Source organism: Arthrobacter sp. UM1, assembly GCF_020483305.1.
Lineage (GTDB): Bacteria > Actinomycetota > Actinomycetes > Actinomycetales > Micrococcaceae > Falsarthrobacter.
The window spans coordinates 87,599-101,845 of record NZ_JACWAB010000003.1 but is presented as its reverse complement, the minus strand read 5'-3'; the positions used below and the strand labels follow the sequence as shown (position 1 = coordinate 101,845).

The window sequence follows — 14,247 nt, the reverse complement described above, 5'->3', positions numbered from 1 at the left end:
GCCCCGGGGACGACCCGACGATCGAGGAGGCGACGGCGAACCACCGTCCCGTCCTCGTGGTCGACTACGGCGCTCAGTACGCCCAGCTCATCGCCCGCCGCGTCCGCGAAGCCGATGCGTACTCCGAGATCGTGCCGCACACGCTCTCCACGGAGGAGATCGCCGCGAAGAACCCCGCCGCCGTGATCCTCTCCGGCGGCCCCTCGAGCGTGTACGCCGAGGGAGCGCCCAGCGTGGGCGCGGACCTGTTCGAGCAGGGCATTCCCGTCCTCGGCATCTGCTACGGCTTCCAGGCCATGGCCAACGCGCTCGGAGGCAACGTGGCCCGGACGGGCTTGCGCGAGTACGGCGCCACGGACACCCGCGCCACGGGCGAGTCCCGCTCGATCCTCGCGGGCGTCCCGGCCACGCAGAGCACGTGGATGAGCCACGGCGATTCGGTGCACGCCGCGCCCGAGGGCTTCGAGGTCCTGGCGACGACGGCGGGCGCGCCCGTGGCCGCCTTCGCCGACGAGCAGCGCAAGCTGTACGGCGTCCAGTGGCACCCCGAGGTGAAGCACTCCGAGCACGGGCAGAAGGTCCTCGAGAACTTCCTCGACGCCGCCGGCGTGGCCCGCGACTGGAAGACGGACAACATCGTCGAGGAGCAGGTGGCCCTCATCCGCGAGCAAGTCGGCTCCGGCCGCGTCATCTGCGGTCTGTCCGGCGGCGTGGACTCCGCCGTGGCCGCGGCGCTCGTCCAGCGCGCCGTGGGGGACCAGCTCACCTGCGTGTTCGTGGACCACGGCCTCCTGCGCCAGGGCGAGGCTGAGCAGGTGGAGCGGGACTTCGTGGCCGCCACCGGCGTCAAGCTCCACGTGGCCAACGAGCAGCAGCGCTTTCTCTCCGCGCTCGAGGGCGTCTCGGACCCGGAGACCAAGCGCAAGATCATCGGCCGCGAGTTCATCCGCGCCTTCGAGGAGGCGGAGCGGCAGATCATGGCCGAGGCCGCCGCCGAGGGCGAGAAGATCCGCTTCCTCGTCCAGGGCACGCTGTACCCGGACGTCGTCGAGTCCGGCGGCGGCGAGGGCGCGGCCAACATCAAGAGCCACCACAACGTGGGAGGCCTTCCCGAGGACCTGCAGTTCGAGCTCGTCGAGCCGTTGCGGGCCCTCTTCAAGGACGAGGTGCGCGCTGTGGGCACGGAGCTCGGCCTGCCGAAGGAGATCGTCGGACGCCAGCCGTTCCCCGGCCCGGGCCTCGGCATCCGGATCGTCGGAGAGATCACCGAGGAGCGCCTCGACCTGCTCCGCAAGGCGGACGCCATCGCCCGTGAGGAGCTCACGGCGGCCGGCCTCGACGAGGACGTGTGGCAGATGCCCGTGGTCCTCCTCGCAGACGTCCGCTCGGTGGGCGTCCAGGGCGACGGCCGGACCTACGGCCACCCGATCGTCCTGCGCCCCGTCTCCAGCGAGGACGCGATGACGGCCGACTGGTCCCGTCTGCCGTACGATCTGCTCGCGCGCATGTCCAACCGGATCACGAACGAGGTGGACGGCGTCAACCGAGTGGTCCTCGACGTGACGAGCAAGCCCCCGGGAACCATCGAGTGGGAGTAGTCCCGCCGCGCTGAACCCCCGACCCCTGTGCAAGGAAGACTGACACCCAGTGACTGACGAACGGAACCCGAGACAGAACACCGCAGGCCTCCCGCCCTCCGACGCGGAGAAGGTGCAGGTCAAGCGCTGGCTCCGGTCTCTCACGCGCGGGGACGGGGGATTCGACTCGGCGGAGCTCCTCCACTTCACGCCGACCTCCCGGACGGCGATCGACCTGACCGCCGCCCACCCGTCCGGCCTCACCCAGCTGCTCTCGGGCCGCAAGACGCGGCTCTCGACCATGCTGCGGGACCGCGAGCAGTTCGAGGAGGCCATGCGGGCGGGCCGCGGCATCCGCTCCCGCATCTTCGACCTGGGACAGGAGCGCGGCATCGACGCCGGGTTCCTCGCCTCCGGCATGGCCTATTGGCGCTTCACGGGAGCCGGCGGACGCTCCGCGCCCGTGGCGGCGCCCGTGCTGCTCTCGCCGATCCGGCTCACGATCCACCCGGGCCACAACGAGTACGAGGTCCAGCTGGCCGGGCCGGCCCGCCTGAACCCGCTGCTCGTCCGGCACCTCAAGCAGGACCAGGGGATCACCCTGGACCGGGCCGCGATCGAGGCGAGCGCGTACGCCACGGCCCGCCTCAACCCGCTCCCGGTCCTGGACAAGATCCGCCAGCTCACGGAGCACCTGCCCGACGCCCAGGTGGTGCAGCAGGTCTTCGTGGGCACCTTCGTCCGCCTCCTGGACCCGAGCGACGATCCTCACGTGAGCGCCGACCACCCGGTCATCCGGGACCTCGCCGCGGGCGGGGAGGAAGACGGCAGCGTGCCGCGCTTCCGGGACGCGGGACCCGTCAGCCCTGACCAGCTCCACCCGAGCGAGGAGATGCTCGTCCTCGATGCGGACGCCTCCCAGCACGCGGTCGTGGACCGCGCGGAGTCCGGCGAGTCCTTCGCCGTCTCCGCTCCTCCCGGCACGGGCCAGACCCAGACCGCGATCAACGTCGCCGCGCGGCTCGCGTACCGCGGGCGCCGCGTCGTCGTCGTGGCGGAGCGGCGCGCCGCGATCAAGCAGTTCCACCAGACCCTCGAGGAGCTCGGGCTCGGCACGCTGACCCGGCTGGTGGACGACGACGCGGACCCCGCGGACATCCGCCGCCATGCGATCGCCGCCGTCGCGCGGAACGAGCGCTCTGAGAAGCGGGACCTCACGGACCTGCACCGCCTCCTCACCCGCCGGCGGGAGCTGCTCCAGGACAACGTCCGCTCGCTCCACGACGAGCGGCCGCAGTGGGGCGTCTCCGCGCATGACGCGATGCAGGCGCTCGCGGACCTCATGGCGGAGGAGCATCCGCCGGCCACCACGGTCCGCCTCCCGCAGGCCGTTCTCATGCGGCTCAAGGACCGCACGAGCGCCACAGCCAGGCTGCGCCGCTTCGCGGAGCTCGGGGGACTGGACGCGCGGCTGCGCGAGAACGCCTGGCACGGATCGCGCATGGCGAGCGGAGAGGCGACCCTCGAGGCCCTTTCGGCGGCCACCCACATCCACGGCTTCCTGGACGGGGTCGCGGACAGGATGCGCAGCGTCGCGGAGACGGCGGGCATGCGCCCCGGCAACACCCTGGACGAGTGGCGGGAGCAGCTGGACATCGTCGAGAGCGTCGACGAGTCGCTCAAGCGGTTCTCGCCGGACATCTTCGACCGGGGTGTGGAGGACCTCCTCGCGGCCACGTCGACGGGAGCCTGGCGCCGCCAGCACGGCGTCCAGATGGGCTCCTTCACCCGCTCTCGGCTGCGCCGTGTGGCCAAGGAGCTCATCCGGCCTGACGTGTACATCGAGGACCTCAACGAGGCTCTGGCGCAGGTCAACGAGCAGTACGGCGCCTGGAAGGCGTACGCCGTCAAGGACCGGCTCCCGGAGACCGTGGGCAGCGTCACCGAGCTCAAGCGGATGGTGGAGCGCCTGCACCGGGACGCCGAGTCCCTGGCGCAGCACGCGGAAGGGACGCAGTTCCCCCGGAACCCGGGCCGCGCGCCGATCGACCGTCTCGCCGCGGTGACGGCGACTCTCGTGGAGGACCGCGCCGCGCTCTCCACCCTCCCGGAGCGGACGCATCTCGACGACCACCTGACGGGACTCGGGCTCAAGCCGCTCGTGGAGGACATGACCCAGCGCGGGCTCACCGAGCACGAGGTGGGGTCCGAGCTGGAGCTCGCGTGGTGGAGCTCGGTGCTCGAGGCCATCATGTCCGCTGACCCGAACCTCACGAGCTTCGACGCGAACGCCCTCATGACCCTCGAGGCGGAGTACCGGGACGCGGACGAGCAGCACATTGCCTCGGGATCCCACCGGCTCATCGAGGCTGTCTCCGACCGGTGGCGGCGTTCCGTGGAGAGCCGGCGCGCCGCGGCCGCCTCGCTGCGCGCCCTCCTGCTGGACGGCCACGTGAGCGTCCGGAACCTGGGCGAGGAGGACGGCGAGCTGGTCACGAGCGTCCACCCGATCTGGCTCGGATCCGTGCACACGCTGCCCATGATCCTCGGGGAGCAGTTCTCCGCGGACGCGGTGATCGTCCTCGACGCGCACTCGCTCAACACCGCCCATGCGCTCGGCGCCGTGGCTCGCGGCCGGCAGGTGATCGCGTTCGGCGACGCCCAGCTGCCCGGGCCGCGGAGCTTCGCCGCCGGCCGGGACGAGGCGGACTCCGAGACCGAGGCGCCCTCCAGCCTGCTCGACTCGCTGGCACGGGTGCGCCCGACCATGGCCCTGGAGCACCTCTACCGGTGCGTGGACTCCCGGCTCGCCTCCCGGCTCAGCCACGAGTTCTACGGGGACCAGGTGGAGGTGCTGCCGCGGGGAGACGCCCTTGCGAGCGGACTGCGCCGGGTTCGCGTGGAGTACATCCAGGACGGCTTCGGCCCTCAGACGGCCCGCACGGTGGAGATCGAGTCGGTCCAGGCCGAGGTCGAGCGGTGTGTGGAGCTCGTCTTCGACCACATCCGCAGCACGCCCGAGCGCTCGCTCGCGGTGGTCACGGCCAGCCAGCGGCACGCCGCGCGGGTGGCCGAGGCCGTGCGCATCCGCATGGAGCACGAGCCGTGGGCGGCGCCGTTCTTCCGCTCGGGCACGGAGCCCTTCCTCGTGCTGCCCCTCGAGCGGGCGAGCGGCCATGTGAGGGACCACATCGTCTTCTCCATCGGGTACGGCCGTTCGGCCTCCGGCGAGCCCGCCCAGTGGTTCGGCCCGCTCTCCGAGCCCGGCGGCCGCGAGCTCTTCAACGTGGCGATGACACGAGCCCGTCTGGCCATGCACGTGCTCTCTTGCTTCCGTCCGCAGGACGTGGACGAGACCGCGGTGGGCTACGGTGCGCTGGACCTCTACGAGTTCCTCCGCAGCGAGAGCGAGCCGACGGCCACCGGGACGGTGGACTCGCCTCCGAGCCCGCTTCTCAGCGACCTCTCGGCGCGCCTGCGCCGCCGGGGCGTGCGCGTGCGGGAGAACGTCAACGACGTCATCGACATCGCGGTGTTCGACCAGCGTCCGGACGCGCATGGGCAGGCTCCCGTGGCCGTCATCTCGGACTCCACCCGGCGCTACCGGGAGACCGGGGTCCGGGAGCGGGTCCGTCTGCGTCCGCAGCGGCTGGAGCGCTTCGGGTGGACCTCGATGCCGGCCTGGTCCCTCGAGGTCTTCACTGACCCCGAGGAGTCCGCCGACCGCATCCTGGCCGCCATGGGGCTGACTCCGGTCATCTCCGCGACGTCGATCGCGGCCGAGGAGGAGCCGCCGAGCCAGGCGGACGCGAATCCCGACGCCGTGGCCTCCGCTGAGTCGGCGCGCGAAGAGCCGACCGAGTGACCCCGAGGCCCCGGCGGCGTGCCGAGTCCGGGCCGGCGCGCCCCGCAGGCCCGGCCTCGGCCCAGCCGCTCGTCTTCACCTTTCCGGCGACGCGTGAGCAGGGGGCGCCGGCGGCCGACGGAGCCCGCTCCGGCGCGGGGGAGGCGGAACCGTGCCCCCGGACCAGCTCCGCTGCCGTGCAGGACGGGACGCGGTCCACGCAGGAGGGTAGACGATTCTCGCTTCCCCGGGCCCGTGACGACCGGCCCGAGGCCTGGGGCGACGCTCCGGACGATCTCGGCGAGGCGCTCAAGCGGGAGCGGCCGCCGCACTGGTGACGCCCTGGCGGGCTGGCCGACTGTGACGGTCGGCGACGATCTGCGACGCGTGCCGACGCTCCCTCACCGGACGGCGGTGACGATGAGCCTGCCCTGCCGGGCTGCCGCCGCGGCCTCCGCAGCCGCGTCGTCCGGCACAGCAACGATGACGAGGGCCTCGCGCTCAGCTGTGCGCGAGCTCCCCGGAGGCAGGGAGAGCACTCGGCCGTTCCACCGTGCTCGCGCGTCTGCAGGGGAGAGCCGGACCCGGCCGCCCGGTACGAGGGGCAGCGCCTCGTGCGCGGGAATCCGGACGGAGACAGCGTGCTCCCCCTCGCCCAGGGCCTTGACCGCGCTCTCACGGGGAGCCGACCGCTCCGCCGTGCGTCCCTCCCGGGAAGCCTGCGGGGCGAGCAGGAGAAGGGCGTTCAGGGCGAGGAGGCCCAGGACGGCGAGTCCGGTCAGAGCGAGGGCCGCCCGGCGCCACCGGAAGGCGAGAATCCGCAGTCTTCGGACCGTGCCAGGGGAGAGGTGCGACGTCACCCGCTCCACGAGGTCTCCCCGCGCGGGCACAGCCGGCGAGCGGCCCCGGGCCGAGGACACGCCCGGGTGGCGGGCGGCCTCAGACGGGAAGCGCCGCGTCCCCGCTCTGGGCGAGGCGGCTGCGCGAGATGGGGAGGCGGGGCGAGACGGGGCGGTGTGCGTCGAGAGGGCAGGGCTCATGCCGGAAGGCTAAGCCGGAGCCGTCACTCCGCGAGCCGCCACTCGCTCTTCTGTGGACGGGCGCCGTCTTCAGACCCCGGATTCCCGGCCTGTGGAGGGGTGAACCGGTGGACGCCTGCGGGGGTGACGGCCCACTGCAGGGTCGCGTCCCACGGGTCTGCGGGAAGGCCGGGAAGCCCCAGCTCGTCGTCGAACACCACCCCCGCGGCGAGGAGGGGGCGCGGGCGGTCCGCGAGGAACGCGTCGTAGAAGCCGCCGCCCTGGCCGAGGCGGACGCCGTCGTCGCCGAGGGCGAGCGCCGGGACGAGGACGGGTGCGTTCGCGGGAGGCTCCTCGGCGGGGCCGCCGGGCTCGGGCATGGGGACCACGTCGGAGGGCACCAGCTCGGTCCCCGGGACCCAGCGCACCCACTCCATCCGCCGTCCGGGACGGGACCGGGGAACGAGCACCCGGAAGCCCTCGGCGCACAGGGAGGCGAGGGCCGGCTCGAGCGGCGGCTCTGCGCCGAACGGGAGGAACGCGAGGACGGCTCCGAGGTTCGGATCGGCGGCGCGGCAGCGGTGCACGTACGCGAGCACGGCCCGCTGAAGGCCGGCGGCGGCGCTCTCGGCCTCGTGGGGAGTCCGCGCGCGACGGCGGGCGCGGACCTGCGCCCTCGCCTGCGACTTCCCCTCGGCGGCGTGCTCCGTTGTCATGACCTTTCCCTTCTGGCATACAGTGGGGCTGTGCTCGGCGACGACCAGTGAGGGTCGACGCCCAAGACCCACGAGGAATTGGACTATGAATTCATCGAAGACTGTGCGCAAGGCAGTCATCCCCGCGGCCGGCCTCGGCACCCGGTTCCTGCCGGCCACCAAGGCGACGCCGAAGGAGATGCTTCCGGTGGTCGACCGTCCGGCAATCCAGTACGTCGTGGAGGAGGCGGCCAAGGCCGGGCTCCAGGACGTGCTCATGATCACCGGCCGCGGCAAGCGGGCGCTGGAGGACCACTTCGACCGCGCTCCCGAGCTCGAGTCTAATCTCGAGGCCAAGGGGGACGAGAAGAAGCTCTCCACGGTGCGCGAGTCCAACGACCTCGGCCAGATGCACTTCGTCCGCCAGGGAGACCCGCGCGGCCTCGGACACGCGGTCAACTGCGCCCGCGCCCACGTGGGAGACGAGCCGTTCGCTGTCCTCCTCGGCGACGACTTCATGGACCCGAAGGACGACCTCCTCTCCGAGATGATCGAGGTCCAGCAGAAGACCGGCGGCTCCGTCGTCGCCGTCATGGAGGTGGACCCGGAGCAGGTCAGCTCCTACGGCGTCGTGGACGCCGAGCCGGTGGACGGCGAGGACTTCGTCAAGGTCAACATGCTCGTGGAGAAGCCGGCCAAGGAGGACGCCCCGAGCAACCTCGCCGTGATCGGCCGCTACGTGCTGCACCCGCGCGTGTTCGACGTCCTCGACGAGACCCCTCCGGGCCGCGGCAACGAGATCCAGCTGACGGACGCGCTCGAGACGCTTGCGCAGGCCGACGGCGAGGGCTCCGGCGTCTACGCCGTGGTCTACAAGGGCCGCCGGTTCGACACGGGCGACAAGCTCGAGTACATCAAGGCCGTGGTCACGCTCGCGAGCGAGCGCGACGACCTGGGCCCGGGCCTCACCGCCTGGCTCAAGGAGTTCGCGAAGTAGACTGCCCGCATGACGCGAGCACGGTGGCCGGTGTACCTCGAAGCGGGGGACATCGGCCTCCGTCCTCTCCGGCGCCGCGACGAGGCCGAGTGGATGCGGGTCCGGCGGGAGAATGCGGACTGGCTGGGGCCGTGGGACGCCACCTCCCCGGTGGAGGGATCGGGACCGCGGACCTACGGCGCGATGTGGCGGGAGCTCAACCGCCAGGCGAAGGCGGGACAGTGCCTGCCGTTCGCGGTGACGCTCTCCGAGTCTCCCCGGGAGAGGCCGCGGATCGTCGGCCAGCTCAGCGTCTCGAGCATCACCTACGGGGCCTTCCGCAGCTGCACCATGGGCTATTGGGTCACGTCCGCCGTGGCCGGGCGGGGCATCACCCCGACGGCGGTGGCGCTCGCCGCGGACCACTGCTTCTCCGAGCTCGGCCTGCACCGCGTGGAGATCAACATCCGCCCGGAGAACGCGCCGAGCCTGCGCGTGGTCGAGAAGCTCGGCTTCCGCGGCGAGGGGCTGCGCCGGCGCTTCCTCCACATCGACGGCGAGTGGCGGGACCATCTGAGCTTCGCCCTCACCGCGGAGGAGGCACCGGAGGGCGTGCTGCGGCGCTGGCTCGAGGACGGGGAGCCTCGCACCCGTCCGCTCTGAGGATCCCGGCGGGACACGCCGCGATCGCCGCCGATTCCCGCGCATATTCCCGTACCGTTAAGGTGTGAACTGGAACGGGGGACAGTTGGCCGAGGCGTGGGTCATGCCCTGGGAGGCGGATCCTCCCCGCCTCTTGCCGCTCGTCCTCCTCGTGCTCGGGGTCTTCGGGCTGATCGTCCCGGCCCTCGAACGAGGCCCCGCGCTCCAGACCGCCCCGTCAGGGGCAGCAGAAGACGAGAATCCAGGACAGGACTATCCCATGACAACGTCGGCCGCAGCGCCTCAGGCCAGCGACTCGCAGGACGCGCCGCAGCGTCGCGCCGGGCGCTCTGACGCACTCCGCACGCGCCGTCTCGTGGCCGCGGCCGGCGCGCTCGCCGCGCTGGTGGCGCTTCTGACCCTCATCCCGGCCGTGATGGGCGGGGTCTCCTTCGCCGTTCCGCTGGTGGCCGTCCTCGCCGCCTTCGGGTGCGTGGTGGCCATGCGCGTCTCCACCGTCCGGGAGCGCCGCGCGCGGATCGACGCCGCCTTCGCCGAGGCGATGAACAGCGAGCGGCAGCAGCTGGCCATGGTGGCTCACCTGCAGGACGACCCGCGCCTCATCGAGGAGCGCGCCCGCAAGCGCCGGGAGGCCGTCCTCTTCGACGCTCGCGCGGAGGAGGGCTCCGAGACGACGACGCCGGACGCGGCAGACGAGTCCGCAGCCCGCTCCGTCGAGACGGCTCAGGACGGCGGCGAGGCCGCGTCTGCCGGAGCGCGCGGCAGCGAGGGCTCGACGTGGGACCCAGTCCAGGTTCCGAAGCCGACCTACCTCAGCGCGCCCCAGGCCTCCCGCCACATGCCGGCCCCGGTTCAGCCGGAGGAGTCCTCCACGGCCGTGCCGTCCAAGGTGGACCTCGACGAGGTCCTGCGCCGCCGCCGCGCCTAGTCAGGCCGGCCGCGGCCCTTCCGAATCAGGCTCACTCCAGGCTCAGCCCCTGCGAGTGGGCCTTTTTCTTCCACTCCTCGGCCTGCGCCGCCGCTTCGGCGGCCTCCCGCTCCTGGCCCAGGGCTTCGAGGGCGAGCGCGAGTCCGTGCGAGGCCGCGTACAGGCAGTCTGCGCGGTCGGGGCGGCGGTCAGCGGCCGACCGGTAGACGCTCGCCGCCTCGACGAGCCGCTCGCGGTGCCGCAGCAGGTCTCCGGCGCGCACGTCGCACCGCGCGCCCTCGTCGGCAAGCCCGGCCTCCGCATAGGCGTCTCCCGCGAGGAGCGTGGCCGCAATGGCCTCGTCGGGCCTGCCCAGGTCATAGAGCACCACCGAGCGCAGCTCGAGGAACTGGGCGGCGTGGAACTCGGCCTCGAACTGCGTTGCCACCTCGAGGGCCTTGTCGATGGCCTCCAGCGCAGAGGCGTCGCCCGCCTTGGCGGCCACGGTGGCGCGGAACGCCACGTGCTCCGCGATCTGCAGCGGATGGACGCCCCCGGCCTGGGCCAGGGAGACCGCCTTCTCCGACCATTCGAGGGACTCGGCGATCTGGCCGGCCGAGAAGTCCAGCTTCGCGATGTTGGCCGCCGTGGCAGCCGCCGACTCGGCGTCCTCGGAGTCCTCATAGCGCTCGAAGGCGCTCGCCCAGGCGGAGCCGGCGCCGTCGGCGTCTCCCAGGCCGATCCTCGCGTGGCCGAGCGCGCCGTACGCGGCCGCGCGCTCGGAGTCCTGGCTCCCGTCCTGCGGCTCGAGCGTCTCGAGGTAGCGGGTGAGGCGCTCGTCCGCGTCGGCGAAGCGCTCGGTCTGGTTGTAGGCGTTGGCGAGGGCCACGAGGGAGGAGGGGAGGAGATGGCTCTCGGAGCGCTCGGCATGGTCCACGGCCACCTCGAACGCGAGCACGGCGGCCTCGAGCGCGCCCGTCTCCTGCAGCTGGCCCGCGAGGGCGAGGGCGGCGAGGACCGCGCCGGAGCGGATGCCGCAGGCGGTGAAGAGCTCCAGGGCGTGCGTGAGGTCGTAGACCGTGGCCGCGGTCTTGCTCGGCGTGCCCATGGAGAGGCGGGCGCGCTTCATGAGCACCATGGCGATCACGGCGCGGTTGTCCGTGGTCCGGATGATCTCCTGGATGTAGGCGAGGGAGGTCTCCTCGTCGCCGAGCTGGACGTACGAGTCCTCCACGAGGAACTGGGCGAGCACGCGGCTCTCCGGGCGCTCGAGCCGCTCGCTGAGGGCGCGGACCCCCTCGAGGACCTGGATGGCCTCGGCGTGGCGGTTCTGGCGGGCGAGGGCCATGCCCCACTGGACGCGGATGTCCATGCCCTCGACGTCGTCCTCCGAGAGCCCCGAGGCCGCGCGCTCGATCTCCGGGAAGGACTCGGGCGCGGGCTCGCGGAAGGCCGTGGCTCCGAGCGTGCGCTCCAGGGCGGCCTGGCGGTCCCGGCCCATCTCCTCGAGCAGGGCGATGCGGCGCGCCCTCCACTCGGCGGAGAGCGGCTCCTCCTTGGCCTGCTCGGCGCAGTCGATGAGAGCGGCGGCGAACTCGAGCGCCGTGATCTGAGCGTGGGCCCTCCGCTCCGGGTCCTCCCGGGCGGCCTCCCGCTCGACGGCGGGCCAGCCGGTGAGGAGGGTCTCGAGAGCGCCGCGCACGTTGTCGCCGCACATGAGCTCCGAGGCCCGGTTGAGGCGGTCCCGCGGAGTCTCCAGGGCGAACGCCGAGCCGACGTCCGAGGTGTCCAGCTCTCGGAGCCGGTCCGCGATGTCGGCGGCCAGCTGAGCGGAGACCTGGGGCTCGACGTGCTCGTGATCGGCCGGAATGCTCATTCCACCAGGGTACGAGAGGCGGCGCCGGAGGGCCCAAAGTTGGAGAGCGCCCCCGCCTCCATTACGCTGTGGGCGCATGAGCACCGCTCCCGATTCCAGACTGTCCCCGGAGAAGCCGCTGCCCGAGAGCCTGCTGCTCGGCCTGGACATCGGCGGAACCAAGTCGCTCGCCGCGCTCGCGGCGGCGGAGAGCCCGCTCGCTCCTCTCGTCGTCGCCCGGGCCGGAAGCGCGAACGTGCAGAACGTCTCCCGCGGCACCGCCCGGACCGCGCTCGCGGAGATCGCGGATCGGCTCTCGGCGGAGTCTCCCGGCTGGCGAGAGGCTGTCGCGGCGGTCGCCGTCGGCTCCGGGGGAGTGGACACGGAGAAGGACGCGCGGGCGCTCTCGGCGCTCGTGGCGGAGGCGACCGGGCTGGACGAGTCCCTCATCGGCGTGGTCCATGACACCCGTCTCATCCTCGCCGCGGGCGGCCACGACACGGGCGTCGGGGTCATCCTCGGCACCGGATCCGTGGCCTGGGGCCGCAACGAGGAGGGCGAGACGGAGCGGTCCGGAGGCTGGGGCTACCTCCTCGGCGACGAGGGCAGCGCCTACTGGTTCGGGCGCGAGGCCGTGCGAGCGGCCCTCGGCGCGGACGAGCTGGACGAGGAGGACCCGATCGTCCCCCTCATGCTCGAGTCCACGGGAGTCACCGAGCCGCAGGAGCTCATCGCGGCGTTCTACCAGGACCCGAGCCGCACGCGCTGGGCCCAGTGCGCCAGGATCGTCTTCACGGCGCGCGAGCAGGGATCCGAGCGCGCGGCCGCGATCCTCGAGGCGGCCGTGGAGCTCGTGGCGGAGTCGGTCACCTCGGTGGGGGACCGCCTGCAGCTCGAGGGGCCCATCGTCTTCGGCGGCGGACTGGTCCAGAACCAGCCGCTCTACGCCGAGCGGCTGAGGGAGCGGATCTCCGTGGAGGGCTTCACGCCGATCCAGGTGCTCGACGACGAGCCGGTCATCGGGGCCCTGCGCCTTGCGGCGAAGCGGCTCGGGGAGCGGGCGGCCGAGGGCTGAGGCCGGTTAAGCCGTGAACTCAGGCCGTCTGGCCGGAGCGCAGCGGAACGGCCGGCGCGGCGGGGAGCTCGTCGAGCGCCTGGGTGGCGTTGGCGATGAGCAGGTCCAGCTGGTCGGTGAGGAATTCGTGGTCGATCTCGCGGTCCACGGTCACGAACGCCTGCTCGAGGCCCGGCCACGCGGCGTCGATGAGCGCGAGGCCGTCCTCCGTGAGGGAGGCGACGATGGACCGCGGCGACTCCGGGCTCCGCTCGCCGTGGACGAGCCCGCGCTCCATGAGCGGCGAGATGCGCTGCGTGATGGACGGGCGGGACACGCCGAGGGACTCGGCGATGACGTGCTGAGGGCACGGGCCCTTGGTGCGCAGGATGAGCAGCACGAGGAAGGACGAGTACCGCAGGCCGTGATGGGCCTCCAGGTACGTGTCCGCCACATGGGTGATGAGCTGGGTGGCCTGCCCCAGCTTGTAGAAGGTGCTGTCCTTGAACTCCACAGCTCCAACCCTAAAGCAGTGGTTGAAGGATGCCGGGGATTGCTGAGCCCGACACTCGGGCCGCCCGCATAGAATCGCCTCGACGAACCACCCGCGGGCTGAGCCGGCCCGCAGACTGCGAGGACCCTCTTCCATGACTGCCCCGACTCCGAGTCCGCACCCGCCGTCGCGCCGTTCCCGCCGAGCGGTCCTCACGGGCGGGGCGGTTCTCCTCGGCGCGGCGCTTGCGGGATGCGCGGACGGCGGAGCTCCGGGTTCGACTCCCAGCGAGACGAAGGCGCCCGACGGCGCGAGCGTCGTCGTCGGCGCCGCCAGCTTCCCGGAGTCCCAGGTCATCGCGAACCTGTACGCAGGATCCCTGCGGGCCCGCGGATTCGACGCGAGCGTCACGGCGGGGCTCGGCACCCGCGAGGCCTACATCACGGCCCTCCGGGACGGGAAGGTGGACCTGGTGCCGGACTACAGCGGGAACCTCCTCGTGTTCCTGGACCCCAAGGCCACCGAGAAGAGCGCGGGGGACGTGACCCGGGCCCTGGCCGAGAAGACGCCGAGCGGTCTCACCGTGCTTCCGGCGGCGCAGGCGGAGAACACGGACTCGCTCGTGGTCACGGCCGTCACGGCGGAGAAGTACAAGCTCGCCTCGCTCGAGGACCTCGGCCGCGTGTGCGGGAAGCTCGCGCTCGCGGCGCCGGCGGAGTTCGCCAAGCGCCCCGGCGGCCTTCCGGGCCTCAAGGAGACCTACGGGTGCGAGCCGAAGTCCTTCACGGCCGTCGAGGACGGCGGGGGACCGCAGACCGTCAACGCGCTGACCTCGGACGCCGTCCAGGTGGCGGACATCTTCTCCACGTCCCCGGCGATCGACGACAACGGCCTCGTGGCGCTCGAGGACACCAAGCACAACTGGGCCGCGCAGCAGGTGGTCCCGGTGGGGCGCACCGCCAAGATGGACGACGCGGCCAAGGCGGCCATCGCGCAGGTCCAGTCGAAGCTGACCACGGCGGACCTCGTCGACCTCAACCGGAAGGTCTCGGGGCACAACAAGATCTCCCCGGCCGAGGCGGCGGCGGAATGGCTGAAGTCCAAGGGGATTGCCAAGTAGGGCTACCCTGGGACAACGGCGTCATTTCCAAGTGAGGGGATTCA

At 72.4% G+C, this 14,247-nt stretch carries 11 protein-coding genes; 7 read left to right on the top strand and 4 right to left on the bottom strand.

Going from position 1 to position 14,247, the window contains the following annotated elements; translation table 11 throughout:
* The first annotated feature begins 20 nt into the window (after nt 1–20).
* Both guaA and H9I38_RS05510 read left to right on the top strand, forming a co-directional pair.
* The gene (gene guaA / locus H9I38_RS05515; protein ID WP_226337940.1) at nt 21–1,598 is read left to right on the top strand and encodes a glutamine-hydrolyzing GMP synthase; all 1,578 of its coding nucleotides are present in this window, start codon (nt 21–23) and stop codon (nt 1,596–1,598) included.
* 49 nt (nt 1,599–1,647) lie between these two features.
* Nucleotides 1,648–5,442 carry an AAA family ATPase gene (locus tag H9I38_RS05510; protein WP_226337760.1) on the top strand — a complete coding sequence of 1,265 codons (3,795 nt, stop codon included), beginning with the start codon at nt 1,648–1,650 and terminating at the stop codon, nt 5,440–5,442.
* Between the two features lie 380 nt (nt 5,443–5,822).
* On the opposite strand, the gene H9I38_RS05505 is transcribed toward H9I38_RS05510, so the two are convergent.
* Nucleotides 5,823–6,461, bottom strand: coding sequence for a hypothetical protein (locus tag H9I38_RS05505; RefSeq protein ID WP_226337759.1), 639 nt, complete (start codon nt 6,459–6,461; stop codon nt 5,823–5,825).
* Between the two features lie 23 nt (nt 6,462–6,484).
* Nucleotides 6,485–7,156 carry a 5-formyltetrahydrofolate cyclo-ligase gene (locus tag H9I38_RS05500; RefSeq protein ID WP_226337758.1) on the bottom strand — a complete coding sequence of 224 codons (672 nt, stop codon included), beginning with the start codon at nt 7,154–7,156 and terminating at the stop codon, nt 6,485–6,487.
* Nucleotides 7,157–7,241: 85 nt separating this feature from the next.
* Here H9I38_RS05500 and galU point away from each other — a divergent pair, with 85 nt between their 5' ends.
* From galU to H9I38_RS05485, 3 genes are all read left to right on the top strand, one after another.
* Nucleotides 7,242–8,132: a UTP--glucose-1-phosphate uridylyltransferase GalU gene (galU, locus tag H9I38_RS05495; RefSeq protein WP_226337757.1), complete on the top strand. Its 891-nt coding sequence runs from the start codon at nt 7,242–7,244 to the stop codon at nt 8,130–8,132.
* Nucleotides 8,133–8,141: 9 nt separating this feature from the next.
* Nucleotides 8,142–8,774: a GNAT family N-acetyltransferase gene (locus H9I38_RS05490; RefSeq protein ID WP_226337756.1), complete on the top strand. Its 633-nt coding sequence runs from the start codon at nt 8,142–8,144 to the stop codon at nt 8,772–8,774.
* A gap of 64 nt (nt 8,775–8,838) precedes the next feature.
* Nucleotides 8,839–9,702, top strand: coding sequence for a hypothetical protein (locus tag H9I38_RS05485; RefSeq protein WP_226337755.1), 864 nt, complete (start codon nt 8,839–8,841; stop codon nt 9,700–9,702).
* A 31-nt stretch (nt 9,703–9,733) separates the two neighbouring features.
* Here H9I38_RS05485 and H9I38_RS05480 read toward each other — a convergent pair whose 3' ends face one another.
* Entirely contained in the window at nt 9,734–11,557 is a 1,824-nt protein-coding gene (locus H9I38_RS05480) for a hypothetical protein (protein ID WP_226337754.1), read from the bottom strand.
* 76 nt (nt 11,558–11,633) lie between these two features.
* Between H9I38_RS05480 and H9I38_RS05475 the strand changes: the two genes are divergently transcribed.
* Entirely contained in the window at nt 11,634–12,611 is a 978-nt protein-coding gene (locus H9I38_RS05475) for an N-acetylglucosamine kinase (protein WP_226337753.1), read from the top strand.
* Nucleotides 12,612–12,630: 19 nt separating this feature from the next.
* On the opposite strand, the gene H9I38_RS05470 is transcribed toward H9I38_RS05475, so the two are convergent.
* Nucleotides 12,631–13,104, bottom strand: coding sequence for a MarR family winged helix-turn-helix transcriptional regulator (locus H9I38_RS05470; RefSeq protein ID WP_226337752.1), 474 nt, complete (start codon nt 13,102–13,104; stop codon nt 12,631–12,633).
* Between the two features lie 133 nt (nt 13,105–13,237).
* Between H9I38_RS05470 and H9I38_RS05465 the strand changes: the two genes are divergently transcribed.
* Nucleotides 13,238–14,203: an ABC transporter substrate-binding protein gene (locus H9I38_RS05465; RefSeq protein ID WP_226337751.1), complete on the top strand. Its 966-nt coding sequence runs from the start codon at nt 13,238–13,240 to the stop codon at nt 14,201–14,203.
* The last annotated feature ends 44 nt before the right edge of the window (nt 14,204–14,247 follow it).